This is a genomic window from Microcoleus sp. FACHB-SPT15 (genome assembly GCF_014849525.1).
Lineage (GTDB): Bacteria > Cyanobacteriota > Cyanobacteriia > Cyanobacteriales > Coleofasciculaceae > Symplocastrum > Symplocastrum torsivum.
In genome coordinates this window covers 108,094-126,615 of record NZ_JACJNU010000051.1, presented here as the reverse complement: position 1 = coordinate 126,615, position 18,522 = coordinate 108,094, and the positions used below count along the sequence as shown (strand labels likewise).

Genomic DNA, 18,522 nt, shown 5'->3' with positions numbered 1-18,522 from the left:
GTACTTAATACTGAGTGGTGCGTTAGCCTAGCGTTTGGGTAGACCATTACCCAGATTAGATAGAGATTAACCGTCATGTTGCGATCGCCTAATTATACCCAGCAACCTTGGGCAGAAACCTACAGCGAAATTATTGATGTTCGCAGCGAAAGCGAGTTTGCCGAAGATCATATGCCAGATGCAATTAACCTGCCTGTATTGGATGATGCTGAACGCGCAAAAGTAGGAACACTCTTCAAGCAAGTCTGTCCGTTTGATGCTCGTAAAGTTGGTGCATCCCTAGTTGCCCAAAATATCGCTCGGCATCTCGACACTCACTTGGCGGCAAAAGACAAAGACTACCATCCTTTGGTGTACTGCTGGCGTGGTGGTCAGCGTTCCAATAGTATGGCTTTGGTATTGAAGCAAATTGGTTGGTCGGTGACAGTCCTAGAAGGGGGATACAAAACCTATAGGGCTTATGTACGTGACCAACTAGAACATTTGCCAGAACAGTTTACCTATAGGGTATTAGGCGGACTGACGGGTAGTGGTAAGACTCACATCCTACGGCAGCTAACCAAGCGCAACATCCAAGTGCTGGATTTGGAAGGTTTAGCTAATCATCGTGGTTCCCTACTCGGTCAAGAGTGGGAAGGCAAACCTTCACCGCAACCCTCACAAAAAGGCTTTGAATCGATTCTACTACAAGCGCTACAAGGCTTTGAGACAAGTAAGCCAGTATGGGTGGAAGCAGAAAGTAACAAAATTGGACAGGTTTATTTACCTTCATCTCTTTGGCAACAAATAAAACAAGCTAAATGTGTTGAAGTAGAACTGCCGCAAGCTGCCAGAGTTGAATGGCTCTTACAAGAATATCCACACTTAATTACACATCCTGACCTTCTCAAACGCAAGCTAGAACGTCTTAAGTCTCGCTATGGTTGGGAAAAACTTAATGAGTGGTACCGCTTCATTGGGGCAGGTGAGTGGCACAACTTGGTAGAGGATTTGCTCTCACACCACTATGATCCTGCTTACACTCGGTCAATCACTCATTGCTATGCCCATATAGAACAAAAACTACAACTAACAGATTTATCGGATGTTAGTGTTGATGGCTTACTAGATACTTTAGTTTCCTTGCCGTAATTATCTAAGATATTTCTGCCTTAAGGAAGTTGGAAGAAGGCTAAAACCATGCATAGAAGTAGCACTAATAACACTTGTACTTAATATTTATAGCAGGTTTGTAAAACTAAATGTTTTGATTAAATTGAGTATGACAATATAAAGATCAAGATGTTCAAGAGGGCGTTCTAGCAACATTTAGTGAAGTTAGAACATCCCTCTACTTTGTAATTCAAATATTAGAAGAAAGAAAATGTCTAGTCTGCTCTGGAACGCTTTGACAGCGAGTCCAGTTATTTTTGGTGCCTCTCTTTTGTTCGTGAATAGTGCTTCTGCCTCTCAGACACCTATCACTGAAACTGTTACTAGGCAGACAGCAATTACCATTACAGAAAAACTCACTGCATCTGTAGAACCAGCGGATCAAGACAACATTCTGCGATCGCAGATGTTGATCGAAAAATCTAGTTTTTCCCCTTTAACATCTCTAGAAATCGACTCTACTTCTTCAGGAGAATCAGCAATACCAACTGCCTCACACTCATCAGAGACAGTAGCTAAAGAATCAAATCTTTCTCAGCTAGCCTCTCCAACAATCAATCCTACTTTAGAACTGGCAGACAGTACACTGGCTCAAGCCATGCCAGCGCCAGAAGTAGTACCTGCTGAATCAACCAACACCCTTGAACAAACTAATCATTACAGCAATGACAGCACGGCTGATGACCCGATGGGGCAAGTCACCAACGTTTCTCAGCTAAGTGATGTCTCTCCTGGCGACTGGGCTTATGAAGCGCTGCGGAGTTTGGTGGAACGTTACGGCTGTATTGCAGGTTATCCCGATGGCACGTTCCGAGGTAACCGGGCAACCACCCGTTATGAATTTGCAGCGGGTTTGAATGCTTGTTTGCAGCAAGTTGAGCGTTTGATTGCGGCGAGTACCGAAAACTTTGTGACTCGTGAAGATTTAGAAACATTGCAACGCCTAGTTCAGGAGTTTGAAACCGAACTGGCAACCTTGGGTACGCAAGTTGATACGTTAGAAGGTCGGGTTGCTTTCATCGAAGACCATCAGTTTTCCACTACAACTCAGCTAAGTGGGGAAGTGGATATCGGTATCATTGATGCCTTTGGTGACACCGTAGCTGTACCTTCTGGGCAAACGCCAACAGAGGATTTAGATGTCAACACGATTCTTGCAGGTCGGGCAATTCTCAATTTTGACACGAGTTTTACGGGTCTAGATCGGTTGCGGACGAAGCTGGAGGGAGGAAATTTCTCCGCCTTGTCCACTGGCACAGACATGACACTGTATGACTTTGATACGTTCACCCGTACTGGCAGTGATGTTGTTACGACTGTTGACACGGGCAACGATATTGTTCTGGGTTCACTGGTCTACCAATTCCCAATTAGCCGCATCGCGCAGATTTTCATATCCGCTCAAGGTCTGGGTTCCGATGCCATTGCCCCCCAGCTTAATCCGGCGGGTGGTAATGTTTCTCGGTTTGGGCAGCGTAACCCGATCTACCGACTCAGTGATGGTGCAGGTATTGGAGCAAACTTGCAATTTAGCAAGGCTCTTGGAGTTAGCTTTAGTTATTTAGGAAATACAGCATTTTTCTCTAATCCTGACGATGATCGGGGCCTATTCAATGGTCAATTTGGGGCACTGGCTCAGTTAACTTTTACTCCAAGCGATCGCTTTGGCATGGCTTTTACCTACAATCGTTATTACTCACCTCAACCTGGTGAAGGCATTAATGTCACCGGGAATACTGGCAGTGGCTTTGCACAAACACCTTTTGGTGATGATGCCGCAACTTCCGCCAATGCCTATGGTATAGAAGCGCAATACCGCTTCAGTCCTCGCTTGGCAATTGGAGGTTGGGTTGGTTTTACAGATGCCCAAGCCCAAAGTGATGGGGCAATAGCCAATGAAGGAGATGAGGCAGAGATTTGGAACTATGCCGTAACATTGGGGTTTCCAGACTTAGGGGGAGAAGGCAATTTGCTGGGTATCATCTTTGGGATGCCGCCGAGGATTCGTGGTAATGATGTTGCTAACCGTCGAGATTTTGATACCTCCTACCATATAGAAGCTTTCTATCGCTATCGTCTAACTGACAACATTGCCATTACGCCTGGTGCGTTTGTCATTCTCAATCCAGAACACAACGATGCAAACGATACGATTTTCGTAGGAACCTTCCGAACGACTTTCACCTTCTAGACAATTCCGGTGGTAATAGTGCAACTGAGCGCTCGACTGGACATTGGGTGCTCAGTTTTTCCATGTCATGCTTTGCTGACTTGATGCAGATCGAAACCAAGAAAAATGTTCATGAAGAACTTTCTTGGCTGGATTCGTCTGGTATGTTAGCCGCAATTACGATTTGCCTTCGCTAACCCTAACTGAGCTTCTAAGCGATTTTGTCATGAAACGTCTAGTTTTTTGTGGTTTATCAGTTCTAGTAATGTCGGTAGCGATCGCACCGAGTGTGAAAGCCGAAACAGTGGAGACTACAGCTGCAAATTCTACATCTGTGAGCAACACCCCGTCTTCTAGTGAGCGGCTAACACCATTTACTCTCGTTCAACAAGCGTATCGTGGTTCTTTCATGGCTCAAGGCATTCCCAATTACAGAACGCTGAGTGCCGCTTGCCAGTCGGGGCGCATTAATGGCTCACATCTTATTCAGGCTGCGGTTGACGGGAAGAGGCTCTCTTCAGATATGCTCAGCGATCGCACCTATCTGTTTAATGTTAATAACATGCTCAATGCGATAAACAACGACTAGCGCAACTAGCCTTTTGGGTTGATTTCAATTTCTTACGTGAAAAAGTCCGGTAGTGATACCGGACTTTTCTATAGGTAGGTGTTGGCACTGCTGTTCCTTAAGAGTATTTCCAGCAGCTACATCGGTTTAACTGTTAGTGTATTGATGCTGCGATTGTACAGAGCTATTAGTTGATGTCTTTAGACCCAGAGATGGGGCAACTCGCTCTACTTCGTGCTGAGTTTGAATGCGATCGCCTGTTTGAATATCAAACCAGTGAATCGCTTGCGGTGCGATGGATAGGCTGATGTCTTCTCCTTCCCAGGCTTGATGAGCAGGCAACAAAGCACGTATCCTCAACTCAGAACCCTTAACTCGAACACTAATAAGATTCTGCATTCCCAGGTTTTCCACCAAGAAAATTCGTCCCTGAATCGTTAGCCTATCATCAGCCTTAGCAAGGTTGACATCTTCTGGACGGATACCCGCGACAACCTGTGGTGGCGTTGTGGGTAGGGTCGGCAAAGGAATTCTAAAGTCACCCAAAACAGCATTATTCCCATCGCAGTTGAGGGTCAGTAAGTTCATTTGGGGACTGCCTACGAAACCAGCAACAAACTGGTTGGCGGGTCTATTATAGATTTCACTCGGTGGGGCAAGCTGTTGCAGGTTGCCATCGTATAAAACTGCAACTTTACTAGAAAGGGTCATCGCTTCCGTTTGATCGTGAGTCACGTAGACCACTGGTGTCTGCTGTTGGTCGAAAATCTGTTTCAAATCCGCCCGCACTTGCTCACGCAACAAGGCATCAAGATTACTCAATGGTTCATCCAGTAAAAAGATGTCCGGTTGACGCACCAAAGCACGACCTAAAGCAACCCGCTGTCGCTGACCACCAGACATTTGACCGGGTTTACGATCCATCAAGTGTTGCAGTCCAAGTTTGTCACCAACATCACTCACGCGCCGCTGGATTTCATCAGATGGCATTTTGCGTAACTTCAGACCAGCGGCAATGTTTTCATAGACCGTCATGTGGGGATAAAGAGCATAGCTTTGGAACACCATCGCAATGTTACGTTTACCTGGCCCAACACGGCTAACATCACGCCCATTAATGATTACTCTGCCACGAGTAGGCGGCTCTAAACCAGCAATCAGGCGTAATAGTGTTGATTTACCACATCCCGATGGCCCCAACAGGGTGAGGAACTCTCCCTCGTCTACATCCAGACTGATGTCCTTAACAGGGATTACTTTAGGAGTGTAGGTTTTGTTGAGATTTTGTAGTTCAAGCTTTGACATAGTTTTTATCACTCATTGGTATTGGTTATTGGCTATTAGTTATTTGCGAACAACAAACAACAAAAGACTATCCCTTAACAGCACCAGCCGTTAAACCTTGGACAATCTTACGTTGGAACACGAGTACGAGGACAACTAAGGGAAGCGTACCTAATACTGTAGCGGCTGCGATCGGACCGTAGGGAATTTCAAATACCGATGCCCCACTAAGTTGAGCCGTTGCAACAGGAATAGTCTTCATCGATTCACGGGTGATGAAGGTCAGGGCAAAAATGAATTCATTCCAGGCGGCAATGAAGGTGAGAATTCCAGTTGTTGCTAGTGCGGGAAGTGTCATCGGTAGCACAATTTGGGTCAACATTTGAACTGTGCTGAAACCATCAACCCTAGCGGAATCTTCTAAATCTTTTGGAAGTTGCTGGAAGAAACTCCGCATTACCAGGATTGTTAGCGGCAAATTGATTGCGGTGTAAGGAATAATTAGGGCTAAGTAGTTATTACCTAAATCCAAATATTTGACGACTTCTAACAGTCCCAAAAACAGCAATACAGCAGGAAATAGCGTCACGATCAAGATAGTAGCAAGGATGATTTTTTCTCCAGGCAATCGCATTCGTGCTAAGACGTAGGCGGCTGGAGCGCCCAATCCTAAAGCGAGTACTGTTGAAGTGATGGAAACGAAAGCGCTATTTAAGATGTATGAGGTAAACGGACGGCGAACGAACAGAGACTGGTAATGCTCCAAGGTGAGACGCCTAGGGACATAAACACTGGGAACAGCAGAGATATCTTCGTTGACTTTGAACGAGGTTAGTACCTGCCAGAGGATAGGGGCAAGGAAAAAGGCAACAACTAAAAAGACTGAGATTGGTAAAACAATTTTTCGCCAGTTGAATGTTGAGGATTCTTGCGATCGCTGATTTGCAACGGTAGTCATAGGTGGTGATTGGTTGTTGGTTATTGGTTGTTGGTTGTTGGTTATTGGTACGAGCAAACAACTAAGAACTAAGAACTAAAAACTAGCTATCTAGCTCCTGCGGCGTTGGCACGCGCTCTAGAGAGGAAGTAAGCTGCGATCGCTACTGCTGCGACGAGTAACAAAAATGTCACGACAACAAGCGCTGCACCATAGCCGAAATCGAGGTAGCGCATTACAGTCCCATAGATATAGATAGAGACTGTTTCCGTCGCCCCAGCAGGGCCACCTCCCGTCATTACCTGAATTAGGTCGAAGATACCAAACGCCTGAGCAAACCGGAACAACAGAGCAATTACAATTTGCGGCATCAGCAGTGGTACAGTGATTTTCCAGAAACTCTGCCAAGCTGTCGCCCCGTCAATCGAATGAGCTTCATAGAGGTCTCCCGAAATCGATTGCAACCCAGCAAGCAGAAGCAGGGCAATAAACGGTGTTGTTTTCCAAACATCAGCTAAAATCACAGCAATCATTGCCAAGGTTGGGTCGCCAAGCCAACTGATGCCAGTATCGATCACACCTACTCGCCGCAAAATGTCGTTGACGACACCATACTGGTCATTGAAAATCCATGCCCAAGCCAGTCCCATTAAAGCTGTTGGCAATGCCCAAGGTAGGAGGGAAATGGTTCGCACGATGCCACGCCCTCTAAAGGCTTGGTTCAGTACTAGGGCGACACCCATCCCTAAGAGCAATTCCAACAAAACGGAACCAAAAGTAAAGACGCTGGTGTTCCACATACTCTGCCAGAAGCGCCCATCGCCAATCATCCGTCCGTAATTATCAAAGCCGGAGAAAACGAGTTTCAGTTGCGTACCAAGGTTTTGGGTGAATAAGCTTAACCAAAAAGCTCTCAAGATTGGGTAGGCAAATACTAGCAACAGCATGATTAAAGCTGGAAGAAGTAGCATCCAGCCTGTCCTCTGTTCTCGTGCCCGAATTGCGTCTTGTGTCATTGGTCGATGGTTATGAGTTGATTGTTAGGAGTTGATTATCAACAGACTAGTCACTTTTGAACAATTCTCCATTTCAGCCGCGCCTTATTTTAAAAAACTCAAAAAAGACACAGCAGGTTTAAATTAGTTCAGGATATTTCGAGTTTTACTCTTGGGCAGCTTTCATGGCTTGTTTAGGAGTCGTGCAGCCAACAAAGAACAAAACGTTAAGAACTAACGGCTACTGTTTGATCAGGCGTTGACTTTTGTGAAACTGGGGCGCGTCCAAAGCCACCTAGGATATTGCGGGTTTCTTGAGCCGCAGCTTTCATCGCTTGTTCTGAATTCATACGTCCAGTGAAAGCCGCGCTGAGGTAACGCTGCAAAACGTCTGACGCTTGAGCGTATTGTGCAATGGGAGGACGTAAAGCGGGGTTTTGAACTGCCTCAAACAGTTGCGTGAAGTAGGGGAATTGGGCAAGAATTTCTGGGTCTTTAAAGAGTGTCTGCAGACTGGGAATCAAGCCAGTTGACAAAACAAACTTCTTCATCGTCTCCTCACTGGTCATGAACTGAATGACTCGCCATGCTTCCTCTGGATGTCTAGTGGTTTTAGATATGCCTAAACCCCAGCCACCCAAAGCAGAACCACCCGGATGCCCTTGACCGTGAATCATCGGTTTGATCCCAACTTTGCCCCTAACATCTGAGGCTGGGTCATTGGCTAGTTTCAGAACATAAGGCCAGTTGCGTAAGAAGGCTGCCCCGCCATTTTGAAACAACAGACGGGTTTCTTCTTCCCCATAGGTCACAACACCACGCGGCGAAAGACCATTGGTTATGGTATTGCGGAGAAACTCAACAGCTTGTATTGCCTCTGGTCGGTCAAGTCCGACTTCCAACGTCTCAGGGTTAGCCCAGAAGCCACCGAAGCCTTCGAGTACCTCAACAAACATCGCAGAGACACCCTCGTACTGTTTGCCCTGCCAGAGGTAACCCCAGTCAACTGCGTCCTGCTTTTGCAAGTTAGTCCCAATTTGTACCATCTGCTCGAAGGTTTCGGGGGGTTCAACTCCAGCTTGCTTCAAGAGGTCGGTGCGATAGTAAAGCACCCCAGCATCGGATGTTGTTGGGATACGATACAGTCTGTCCTGGTACATGCTCCCCTCAATGTTACCCTTGACAAACTTTGAGAGTTGTTCCTGGGGAAGCCGACCTGTGAGATCCATAAGCCAGCCAGCAGCCGCAAACTTAGGCACCCAGACAATGTCCATATTGAGAACATCATAGGGTGAGTCACCCAGTAGGAAGGCGGAGGTGTAGAGGTTCTCGACCAGGTTGCTATCGAAGGGCCCTTCAACAACATTGAGCCGAATATCTGGGTTTTTCTCGTTGAATTCTTGGAAGAAGGGTGCCCAATTCGCCCGGTCTTGACCTTGCATCAGCATTGTGATGACAACAGGTTGCTGGGTCAGGGCTGGTAGTATCCAGAAGTTAAACACGAGAATAAAGGCAACAAGGATTCCCAAGAGGCGAGGGACTCCTAGTCTTCTCACCAGTTTTCTTAGGCTTCTGTAACGACCGCCTAATTGTTGAATATTGCTCATTTTTAGATACGGAAATTAATAGGCTATTCCCTTAGGCATAGCGAATGCCTTGGATTTTGTGTACTTGCACACAAACCATTTCTTATTTAGTCATATCTTGATTTATGAAGTCGCGATCGCCAAAATTCTTTAATGTAAATAAATGCAACTTAAATTCAGGTTGCTTAACATTTTATTCAACAGAAGATAAAAAATACAATTAAGCATCTATCTAATGAGTGAAGTGGTAAATACCTACCTCTCAACCTAGCGGTACATACACAAACAACTCAATTAGTAATTATTGTACTCAATTTTGCTTTACATATTTTTCTAGTCACTATATCGGCTGATTCACTTCTTTACCGATGGAGCGATTTTTAACAAAATTCAGGCGGCTAGTAAGGCATAAGCAACCTTATACCAATTTCAAGAATGTTTGCGACTCATCGTTCGTTCATTTGGATGACCCAGTAGCCAAATAATTAGCCTCAAGTGTAGTTGTACTGGGCAACTCGGCTAAGGAGAAGAGGCATTAATTACAAACATCAACGACAACCTGTCGTAATCGCCTTCCTGTGAGGATCGGGTGTTCGTAAATCAAATAGGATTGCTATAGTTTTCTTCCTATTACTAAGCTTTAGTCTCTAACTTATTACCTGCTTCCAATACTGCGCGTGTTTCATCAGCGGCTGATTTCATAGCTTTTGCAGGAGTAAACCGAGAATTGGTTAGTGCTGCACTCAGGTAACGCTGCAAAATATCAGAGACTTGGGCATATTGAGCAATTGGAGGACGGAGAACGGTATTCTCTGCGACTTCTAGTAGCTGCGGGTAATGAGAGTATTTACTAACAATCTCTGGGTCTGTAAATAACTCTTTTCGACTAGGCAGGTAACCTGTCTCTATAATATACGGGCGCTGTGCTTCGGCACTGGTAAGGTATTGAATCGCTCTCCAAGCTTCCTCTGGATGTTTGGATGTTTTGGAAATTCCTAGCCCCCAACCTCCTAGACAAGCACCGCTTGTTTTACCTAGAGCATGAACCATCGGTTTAATCCCAAACTTACCCTTAATTTTTGAAGATTCCTCATTAGCTAAAGGCCAAACATAAGGCCAATTGCGTAAGAAGACGACATCCCCACTCTCAAACAATCGTCGGGTTTCCTCTTCCTGATAAGTGGGCACTCCAGGTGGAGAAATGCCTTTGTCGATGGTGCTTTTAAGAAACTCAACGGCTTGAATTGCCTCAGGTTTATCAAGCCCTACTTCCAGTGTTTCGGGATTAACCCAGAAGCCTCCGAAACCTTCTAGGATTTCAACAAACATGGCTGACAAGCCTTCATATTGACGTCCTTGCCAGACATAGCCCCAACGCACCGCTTTTTTCTCCTGTAAGTCTTGAGAAATGTTGATTAACTCCTCAAACGTTTCTGGCGGTTCGTATCCTGCTTGTTCTAGCAAGTCTTTGCGGTAGTAAAGCATTCCCGCATCGGAACGAAGGGGAATGCGGTAGAGTTTGCCTTCGTAGCGTCCCGCCTCTACATCCTTATCCAGAAAGGCTTTTAACTCTTCATCAGTGATGCGACTAGACAAATCCATAAGCCAGCCAGCCGCCGCAAATTTGCCTGCCCAGACGACATCCATATTCACTAAATCGTAGGGCGAGTCACCAAGGATAAAAGAGGCAGTGTAGAGATTTTCGTATAAGTCTGAGGCGTTAGGTCCCTCAATAATCTGGATACGAATGTCTGGATTTTCTTTCTCAAAGTTCTTGATGAGAATATCACTCCACGGTGGAACTTCCGGAGCAATCATCATCAAGGTTAGCGTAACGGGTTGTTGAGTTAGCGCTGGTTGCACCCAGAATTGATACACCAAGACACAGCCAATCAGGATTCCCAAGAAAAGAGGGAGTCCAAGGTAACGTATCCAGCTTACTAGCTGTACGCCTAATTTTTGCAGCTTGCTCATTTTCGATAGGACAATTAATGGCAGAGCAAATGTCTAAAGCAATCTGTTGCGATCGCATTATTGTGAAGAACAATCCCCAAAATGTGGTCGCAAGCATAAACATCTAAGCTCAGTCATAGCATAGCCACATTTTTGCCGCAGTCCATTGAATCGCTGGAATTCTTAAGCTAAGAATCTCAACATTTTGTTCAATAATCTTAAAAAGTTAAGATTTAGCCGATTTCAGCTCTTGAAACATTGGCAGAAGGAGATCGACATCTAAGAAAAAGACTGTTAGAGGTGCTGACCCTTCTTGAGGAATAACTGCAACATGACTTGCGACTTCTAGTGTATCTGAACGCCGATAAGACTCTGGAAGAACACGAATCATTGATAATGGCACTTCAGTTAACACTGGAGCCTCAACAACTGGAATACCATAAAACTCACCTGTTGTACTTTTTACAACTATGAGATATCCTTCTTGCTCCGTGTTTTTGAATTGGCTAGATTGAAAAAATCGTCGATGCAAATCAACAACCGTTACTTCACTATTTTCAAGATGAGTAACTCCTATATAATTCAATCCACTACTATAAATAGCGGTGTGATTAACCACTTTATAAATCGACTCAATCCGTAAAGCTAAGTTTAAAGCTCCCATGCTAAAAATGATAAGCTTGAGAGAGGGGGCAATCTGTCGAGCCTTAGAAATCGCTGAGTTGGCAGGTGGGTTGTTGATGATAGTATTACTCATGTCACAAAATAAAGTTAGTAGTTTATTGTTAGAGATTAGTTGTTACACAGAAAATAGTTAGCCAGCTTAGACTGAGTTTGCAAAAGCCCTTAAACGCTCTGTATAACAACTAAAGCCTAACAGATAATAATCTCCTAGAGTGCAGAATCTAGCGTGTGACAACCTCCTGAGAAGAGTGGCTAGAGAGTAGCAACCTATCAGATTCAGGAGTATTTTGACTGATGATTTGTTTGATTGCTGTTACAAAATCTTGTTCAAGATAAGGCTTGGTGAAGTAGGCAGTAGCACCCAATTGCATCGCTAGCCAACGATGCTTATCATTACTGCGAGAGGTGAGCATGACGACAGGAATCTTGGAGATTTTGAGGTCTTGGCGACGACAGCTAAGAAACTCAAAACCGTTCATGTTAGGCATTTCAATATCACACACAACCAGATTCACAGTGGGAGTTTGCTGCAATTGCTCGATCGCTTCTCGTCCATCTCGCGCTTGCAAGACTCGATAACCTGCGCGTTCTAAAGTAAGAGCAAGAGTTCGTCGCAAAGCTGCGGCATCATCAACAACCAAAACAGTCGGTGCTTTCGTGGTTTTAATGATACTCTTGTTACTCGATGAACCCTTGTTTGTCAAGCCGTTGATGTGTTGCGAATTCGGATCAATTGTAGTTGCCGTTGCAGTTAGATTTTGTCCCAAAATTTGGTTGAGTAGGGCAGCCGTATCAATAACCGGAATCAAACTGCCATCTCCTAAAATCGTACAGCCGTAAGTAAAAGTAGGTGGGGCAATGACTGAGCCAAATGGTTTGATCACGAGTTCTTGCTCAGTCACAAGACGATCAATCTCCATTGCAATCACTTGTTGCCCTTGGCGAAGAATTAGCAGGGGTAACGCCCAACTCGCGGGAGAGGCAACAGAAATTAACGCCTTACTAGGAGACGTATCTGGCAACGGGCAAGCATACTCTAATAGATCAGCAAGTCGATACGTTGGCAGGATTTGTCCTCGCCAGTGCAAGAACCGTTGTGTGCCTGTTTCTTTGATTTGCTCAGCTTTCGGAACGATAATTTCTTCAATGCTATCGGATGGCATTGCCAAAGCAGTCGAGCCGATAAAACAGACGAGTAATTTTGCGATCGTCAGTGTTAAAGGAAGACGTAACGTAAAGGTAGTACCAACTCCCGGCGAAGAAGAGACAGTAATCGTACCTTTGAGCGATCGCATTTGTGCTCTCACTACATCCAATCCCACACCTCGTCCCGACAACTCACTCACCTGGCTTGCTGTCGAAAATCCTGGCTCAAAAATCAATTCAAATAACTGATTATTAGGAATCGCTGCGGCTTGTTCAGCCGACAACAATCCCATTTCTTGCGCTTGATCACGAATCCGTTCCAGATTTAAGCCCTGACCATCATCCCTCACTTCGATAATGGTTTGACTACCTTGGTGGTAAGCTCGAACTTCAATCAGCCCTTCTGCTGACTTACCCTGTTGAGTCCGGATTTCTGGAGCTTCTATACCATGATCGAACGCATTTCGGAGCAAGTGTAGTAAGGGGTCGTAAAGTTTTTCCAAAACAGCCTTGTCCACCAACACACTCGTCCCACTCAGTTTGAGCAACACAGGTTTGCGATAGGTTGTCGAGAGATCGCGCAACATCCGAGGATAGCGATTGAGAACTTCCCCCAACGGCAACATCCGCGCCCACATCAGTTCATCTCGTAACTGAGTCAGCATTTGTCGCTGCTGTTCTAGTGATTGATCAGTGGCTTTCGCAAACAGAACAATATCATCAACGGCTTCTTCAAGCTGCACCATATCATCGAGAAGTCCTTGCAACTGCAAGTGCAAAAACCCGTAGCTGTCCAATTCCAGAGAGTCAAAATTGGAGTTGTCCGTTGTGTCTTGCTCACCAAATTTGGTTGCCTCATTTATCCAGGGTGAGTTTGCAGTTGGCTCACCTAAAGAATTTATCCCTTGTGTTCTGACGTTTCTACCCAGTGAGATAACCCCAGGATGTGAGGCAATTGAGCCAGCACTTGATGTACTAACCAGCATCTGATCGGATAAAGCTTGCAACTGACTCACCGTACTCTGAACACGGGTGAATCGATTGAGCAATTCTCGTACTGAGCCTTGTAATTGATCATTTTGCAGGGAAAGCCCATTACGATTAATCGCAAGCTCACCCACCAAGTTATTCATCCGTCCTAATCGGTTGGAGTCAACCCGCACCGACAGTTGAGGAGTGGCAATGTCTTCTTGTTTATTGGACGGCGTTGCCTCAGTGAGTTGATTAATCTGAGTTAAATTGTCTGGCTTTGTGACAGGGACAAGATTTCCAGCAGCGGTGGGGGTGAGGATGTCTTGAATAGATGGCAGACTCTCAAAGATTTCCTCAATCGATTGAACCGCACCTTCTAATGTTTGGGGTATATCGGTGGGAGATAAGGATGCGGTGGGTAGCCGTTCTTCTATTTCAGTGAGACTATCCTCTGTTACTTGTTCCGCTGCTGTTTGAGTCTCGGATGTCGCAAAAACGCCACCAAAAACCTCCTCTAGTATGGGGGTTTCTTCTGGAGACAGAGACGTGGTGAGTTGCAGTTCTTCTATTTCAGTAGGACTATCCTCTGTTACTTGTTCCGCTGCTGTTTGAGTCTCGGATGTCGCAAAAACGCCACCAAAAACCTCCTCTAGTATGGGGGTTTCTTCTGGAGACAGAGACGTGGTGGGTAGCCGTTCTTCGATTTCAGTGGCACTGTCCTCTATTACTAGTTCTGTTTCAGTCTCAGATGTCGCAAAAACACCGCCAAAAACCTCGTCTAGTACGGGGGTTTCTTCTAGAGACAGAAACGCGGTGACTTGCAGTTCTTCTATTTCAGTAGGACTATCCTCTGTTACTTGTTCCGCTTCTGTTTGAGTCTCAGATGTTGCAAAAACGCCGCCAAAAACTTCCTCTAATAAAGGATTTGTGGGAGTTTCTGTGGCTTCAACCTCAAATGATGTGGCTTGAGTAATCCATTCAACCTCTGTGGATTCGGGTACGTCTGAGCCTTCCGTCTCAGGATCACAGAGCGCAAAACTGTCTGCCATCCATTCCGCAGAAGCCGCGAAGGTTTCATCTACTGTCCAGTTTTCATCGACCTCGATAGGTGTATTCTCTACACTGTTCTCAGGTATCGCAATAGCGCTGCTGAAGAGTTCATCCAGGGAAGGTACGGTAGCTTCGACACTTTCCTCAATCGACTCTACTTCAGCCTGGGTATTGTCTGGGAATTCGGTAGCAGTTGGATTAGCCAGTGCCATTAAAGCTGGCGAGGGAGTAATTTCCTTGCTGTTTTGTAGTGATTCGTAGGCACTAGCACCGGGGATAATCATTCCCAGCACCGCTTGTCTGCTGAGCTGAAAATCTGACAGAGCAAGTTGAGCAATCACAAAAGCCTTCTCAGGGTGAGCATCCAACGCGGCGAGAGTTGTTTTTGCGATCGCTCCAAATTCTGGCTGATTCAGTAACTCGGCAAAGCCTGCAAATACCTCGGCTTGCGCCCGAAGTTCTCCTGCAACTTCATAGTTTTGAGGCTGAGCGACGACAGTCGAGAGGTGTTCTAGTCCTTCTCGCACATCAATATCAAAGATCGATGTCGTCATATCGATCCCTAAGTCAGCCGAACTCGGCATATAATTGTCTACCTGAGCCAAAGCCTCTCCAAATTGTTCTTCAAGCTGGGTGAAGATTGGATCAGCTAGGGCTAAAGCATTCTCAGCATCAAAGTAACCTAGCCGAATCTGCTCCATCAAAGGTAAACGCAGACAGTCGTAGGCTTGCAGAAGTTGGCTCTCTAAGTCAGTATCAATCTCTATTGTTTCGTCATAGAACACCTTGAAGAGCGTTTCTAGACGGTGAGCTAAAGTTGCGATCGCATCTAGCTCAACACTGGCAGAGCCTCCTTTGATCGAGTGTGCCGCTCGCATTAAATTGTGAACATTGGCAGTGCTGTGTTCTTGCCTCAGTGTCAGTAAACCCGCTTCGATCACCTGCAATAGATCAGGAGCCTCTTCTATGAAAAACTGATAGGCTTGGTCGCGGATATCAGAATTAATTGCCATGATTGGTTATTAGTTAATAGTTATTGGTTATTAATTATTTGTTATTGGTTAGTAGTTATTGGTTATTAGCTACTAAGAACTAACAACCAACAACTAAGAACTAACAACCAATAACTAACTGACTTTGAATCGACGGACATCCTCTTGTAGCGCATGAGCTACCGTTAGTAGTTCCTCAAAGGAAGACGACACAATACCAGCTTCTTTAGATGTATTGTTAGCACTTTTTGCCACATTCGTCATCGTTTGAGTCACAGCTTCTGAGGCTTGAGATTGAACAACAGTTGCTTGGGTAATTGCTTCAACTAATTGATTAATCTTGCTTGATGCGGCTGTAATTTTGTTCAGGCTTTGACGAGTTTCATCTACTAGTTTCGTTCCCGTTACTACCTGCTCCGTACCTGCTTCCATCGCGGCTACCACCTCGTTGGTTTCTGCCTGAATTCCTGCGACTAGCTGTTCAATTTCGCTTGTTGCTTCCGCTGATTGTCGCGCTAGCGCTCGTACTTCATCCGCAACCACCGCAAAGCCTCGACCTTCTTCCCCAGCGCGTGCCGCTTCAATTGAAGCGTTTAGCGCTAGCAAGTTCGTCTGTGCGGCAAAGGTACTAATCAGGTTCACAACTGTCGAAATCTTTTGTGACGATTCCCCAAGGTGTTTGACTTTTTTGGCTGTTTCTGCAACTGTTTCTCGGATGGAGAGAATTCCATCTACGGTACGGTTCATCGCAATGTCCCCTTCTCGCACCGTTTGAGCGGATTCTTTTACAGCAGCTTCCGCTTGCTCGGCGTTAGCAGCAATCACGCGCACTGAGTGGGCCATTTCCTGAGCCTTGTTAAGTGCTTCGGCAATTTCCTCAGCTTGATGCAAGGCTTCTACCGATAGCGCTTGTACAGAGGCTTCGTTGGTGCTGGTTGTTTGGGCTACCTGGGTCGCCGCTTCTTGCACCTGAAGTACGATTTTACGCAAGTTAGCGACTGTGGAGTTGTACGAGTCTGCAATCGTCCCAATTTCATCAGCAGTTACCCTTGCCCGAATTGTCAGGTCTCCTTTACTGATTGGGTCTACTTCCATGAGCAGTTCCAACGCACGCTTTTGTAGCCCTTCTTTGAGCTGGCGCTGTTCTTCAGCAAGTTGTTCAGTTTCTTCTAAGAGAACAACCCGGTCTAAAGACAGACCCAACTGAGCGGCTAACTGCTTGAGGAAGTTAATTTCCGACGCTTGCCAATCGTGAGGAATCCCGCAGTGATGAACCATTAATAAACCATAGGGTTTACCTTCCTGGAGAATTGGCACCTCTAAACTTGCCATGACTTGTAAGCGTTCCAGGAACCGCCGTTGTGCTGGGTACAAATCGGCTTCCAGAACATTCTTAACGGGAAAGACACGGCCATCGGCATAAAGATCTCGCAGTTGTTCTGGACTGTAAGATTCTTCAATTTTGTCGTTAAGAGCATGAGGCCAACCTCTTCCTACAGATTCGGCTGAAACATCACCGCCACCATCAGGATTGAAGCGGTAAATCAAGACTCGATCCGCGTTGACAATGTAGCGGGCATCTTCGACTACCTTACTGAAGAGTTCGTTAAGGTCTTGCAAGTTAAAGGTACGAGTACCTGTAACTTTGCCTAGGAGTGCTTGTTCTTGCACGAATGTCCCCAACTGAGATGCCATCTGGTTGATGTTACTTCCCAAGACAGCGAGTTCGTCTTCTCCTTGAACGGTTAGACGAGTATCCAGTTCGCCCTGACCAATTTTGTCCACCGCCTTAGCCGCATCCAGAAGTGGGCGTGTGGCTCGGTTCGCGATGAATGCGGCGATCGCACCTACTCCCAAGAGGGTAATGCCTGTACCCAACAACACCGTCAGGAGCAACTGAGACTGGGCAGCCAACGCAACATTTCTGTTAGTTGCGATAATTACACTCCAGTTGAGTCCATATTGCTCTTTGAGTCGTTCAGCAGGACTGAAAACTTCCAGTGATTTGATACGGGTCACCTCGTTCTGCCCGAAAATATAGGTGTCTTTACGACCTACTTTCTTGATCTGGGCAGTCATTAGAGGAAATACTTTATCGAGCGTTTGACCGACAGATTTTTCTGCGCTAGATGCGAAAATTCCGTTCTTGGAATCGAACGTAAAGAAGTCTTGCGATCGGTCGGCTGTGATTCCAAATACCTCTTGAAGAGTTGACACAGGGAGGCGGGCACGGATGATGCCGATTGTTTTGCCAGTAGCACTATCCTTGACTGGAGCAGCGAAAAATATACTAAAAACTCCAGTGGCTCTGGATGCTCGCGGCTCACTGATGAATGGGCGATCTGTTTTCAGTACTGCCTGAAACCAGTCATTCTGAGATGCATTATCTAGAGTCTCCCCATCCGATTTGTATAGGAAGTCGCCCTTAAGGTCAGTCACAGCAATACTGGTGTAGAGTCCGGAACTCTGGGCGTACTCCTGAAGGAGTTCGTTTTTTTGCTCGAGAGTGAGTGATTTCGCTACATTGGCATCAGTAAAGATGGCGAGATTAGCATAAACCTGGATGTCTTTATAGCGTTCTCCTATGAAGGCTGTCAACTTGTCTGACAGGTCTTGGGTGTTGATTTGTAGGTCCGCAAAAGTGTCCTTCTCAAGCGATTGGCTGGTAGAGATATAGGCAAAGGTTCCGATACCCAATACTGGAAGCGTACCAATGGCAAGGGCAACGAGCATTGCTTTGACTCGCAAACTCGTGGAGAGCCAGCCCAATCCTTTTTTGTGTCGTGGGTGACGAGTTCCATTATCTGGAAGCACCAGATCCACTGACTGGGGTTGTTTGAAGGCTTTTTGATCTTGGGAATATTCCACCTGTCGAAAAGAAGAGGAATTGGTTGCAGGTGTTCGACCGTCGAGTTGAAGATTCTGGGCGTATGAACCGTTGCCATTGGAATCGTTGGAGGAGCTGGGCTTAGGAGAAAGCTGAGTCATGGAAGAAACCTCATTAATTAATAAATTCCGCGTTGAGACGGCAGA

11 protein-coding genes are annotated in these 18,522 nt (G+C 45.8%); 3 read left to right on the top strand and 8 right to left on the bottom strand.

Annotated features, from left to right (window positions below):
• The first annotated feature begins 75 nt into the window (after nt 1-75).
• The 3 genes from mnmH (at nt 76) to H6F98_RS18495 (ending at nt 3,911) form a co-directional block, all read left to right on the top strand.
• On the top strand, nt 76-1,131 hold the full coding sequence (mnmH, locus tag H6F98_RS18505; RefSeq protein ID WP_192220168.1) for a tRNA 2-selenouridine(34) synthase MnmH: 1,056 nt from the start codon (nt 76-78) through the stop codon (nt 1,129-1,131).
• A 232-nt stretch (nt 1,132-1,363) separates the two neighbouring features.
• Complete coding sequence (locus H6F98_RS18500) at nt 1,364-3,343, top strand: iron uptake porin (protein WP_192220167.1); 1,980 nt, start codon at nt 1,364-1,366, stop codon at nt 3,341-3,343.
• 205 nt (nt 3,344-3,548) lie between these two features.
• Nucleotides 3,549-3,911 carry a hypothetical protein gene (locus H6F98_RS18495; protein ID WP_192220166.1) on the top strand — a complete coding sequence of 121 codons (363 nt, stop codon included), beginning with the start codon at nt 3,549-3,551 and terminating at the stop codon, nt 3,909-3,911.
• A gap of 126 nt (nt 3,912-4,037) precedes the next feature.
• On the opposite strand, the gene H6F98_RS18490 is transcribed toward H6F98_RS18495, so the two are convergent.
• The 8 genes from H6F98_RS18490 to H6F98_RS18455 form a co-directional block, all read right to left on the bottom strand.
• Nucleotides 4,038-5,195, bottom strand: a complete 1,158-nt coding sequence (locus H6F98_RS18490) for an ABC transporter ATP-binding protein (protein WP_192220165.1) — start codon at nt 5,193-5,195, stop codon at nt 4,038-4,040.
• Between the two features lie 67 nt (nt 5,196-5,262).
• A complete protein-coding gene (locus H6F98_RS18485; RefSeq protein WP_192220164.1) occupies nt 5,263-6,132 on the bottom strand; it encodes a carbohydrate ABC transporter permease in 870 nt (289 codons plus the stop codon).
• Nucleotides 6,133-6,218: 86 nt separating this feature from the next.
• Complete coding sequence (locus H6F98_RS18480) at nt 6,219-7,127, bottom strand: carbohydrate ABC transporter permease (RefSeq protein ID WP_192220163.1); 909 nt, start codon at nt 7,125-7,127, stop codon at nt 6,219-6,221.
• A gap of 206 nt (nt 7,128-7,333) precedes the next feature.
• On the bottom strand, nt 7,334-8,713 hold the full coding sequence (locus H6F98_RS18475; RefSeq protein ID WP_192220162.1) for an ABC transporter substrate-binding protein: 1,380 nt from the start codon (nt 8,711-8,713) through the stop codon (nt 7,334-7,336).
• 612 nt (nt 8,714-9,325) lie between these two features.
• Nucleotides 9,326-10,666 (bottom strand): ABC transporter substrate-binding protein, encoded by a 1,341-nt coding sequence (locus tag H6F98_RS18470; protein WP_192220161.1) that lies wholly within the window; start codon nt 10,664-10,666, stop codon nt 9,326-9,328.
• Nucleotides 10,667-10,871: 205 nt separating this feature from the next.
• A complete protein-coding gene (locus H6F98_RS18465; RefSeq protein WP_192220160.1) occupies nt 10,872-11,402 on the bottom strand; it encodes a chemotaxis protein CheW in 531 nt (176 codons plus the stop codon).
• A gap of 148 nt (nt 11,403-11,550) precedes the next feature.
• Nucleotides 11,551-15,510, bottom strand: a complete 3,960-nt coding sequence (locus tag H6F98_RS18460) for a response regulator (protein ID WP_192220159.1) — start codon at nt 15,508-15,510, stop codon at nt 11,551-11,553.
• Nucleotides 15,511-15,624: 114 nt separating this feature from the next.
• Nucleotides 15,625-18,477 (bottom strand): methyl-accepting chemotaxis protein, encoded by a 2,853-nt coding sequence (locus H6F98_RS18455; protein WP_192220158.1) that lies wholly within the window; start codon nt 18,475-18,477, stop codon nt 15,625-15,627.
• Nucleotides 18,478-18,522 lie beyond the last annotated feature (45 nt).

Bases quoted from the DNA above. Each gene is read 5' to 3' on its own strand.
- H6F98_RS18465 (WP_192220160.1), bottom strand. From the start codon at position 11,402: ATGAGTAATACTATCATCAACAACCCACCTGCCAACTCAGCGATTTCT.
- H6F98_RS18500 (WP_192220167.1), top strand. From the start codon at position 1,364: ATGTCTAGTCTGCTCTGGAACGCTTTGACAGCGAGTCCAGTTATTTTT.
- H6F98_RS18480 (WP_192220163.1), bottom strand. From the start codon at position 7,127: ATGACACAAGACGCAATTCGGGCACGAGAACAGAGGACAGGCTGGATG.
- H6F98_RS18495 (WP_192220166.1), top strand. From the start codon at position 3,549: ATGAAACGTCTAGTTTTTTGTGGTTTATCAGTTCTAGTAATGTCGGTA.
- H6F98_RS18475 (WP_192220162.1), bottom strand. From the start codon at position 8,713: ATGAGCAATATTCAACAATTAGGCGGTCGTTACAGAAGCCTAAGAAAA.
- mnmH (WP_192220168.1), top strand. From the start codon at position 76: ATGTTGCGATCGCCTAATTATACCCAGCAACCTTGGGCAGAAACCTAC.
- H6F98_RS18490 (WP_192220165.1), bottom strand. From the start codon at position 5,195: ATGTCAAAGCTTGAACTACAAAATCTCAACAAAACCTACACTCCTAAA.
- H6F98_RS18455 (WP_192220158.1), bottom strand. From the start codon at position 18,477: ATGACTCAGCTTTCTCCTAAGCCCAGCTCCTCCAACGATTCCAATGGC.
- H6F98_RS18470 (WP_192220161.1), bottom strand. From the start codon at position 10,666: ATGAGCAAGCTGCAAAAATTAGGCGTACAGCTAGTAAGCTGGATACGT.
- H6F98_RS18485 (WP_192220164.1), bottom strand. From the start codon at position 6,132: ATGACTACCGTTGCAAATCAGCGATCGCAAGAATCCTCAACATTCAAC.
- H6F98_RS18460 (WP_192220159.1), bottom strand. From the start codon at position 15,510: ATGGCAATTAATTCTGATATCCGCGACCAAGCCTATCAGTTTTTCATA.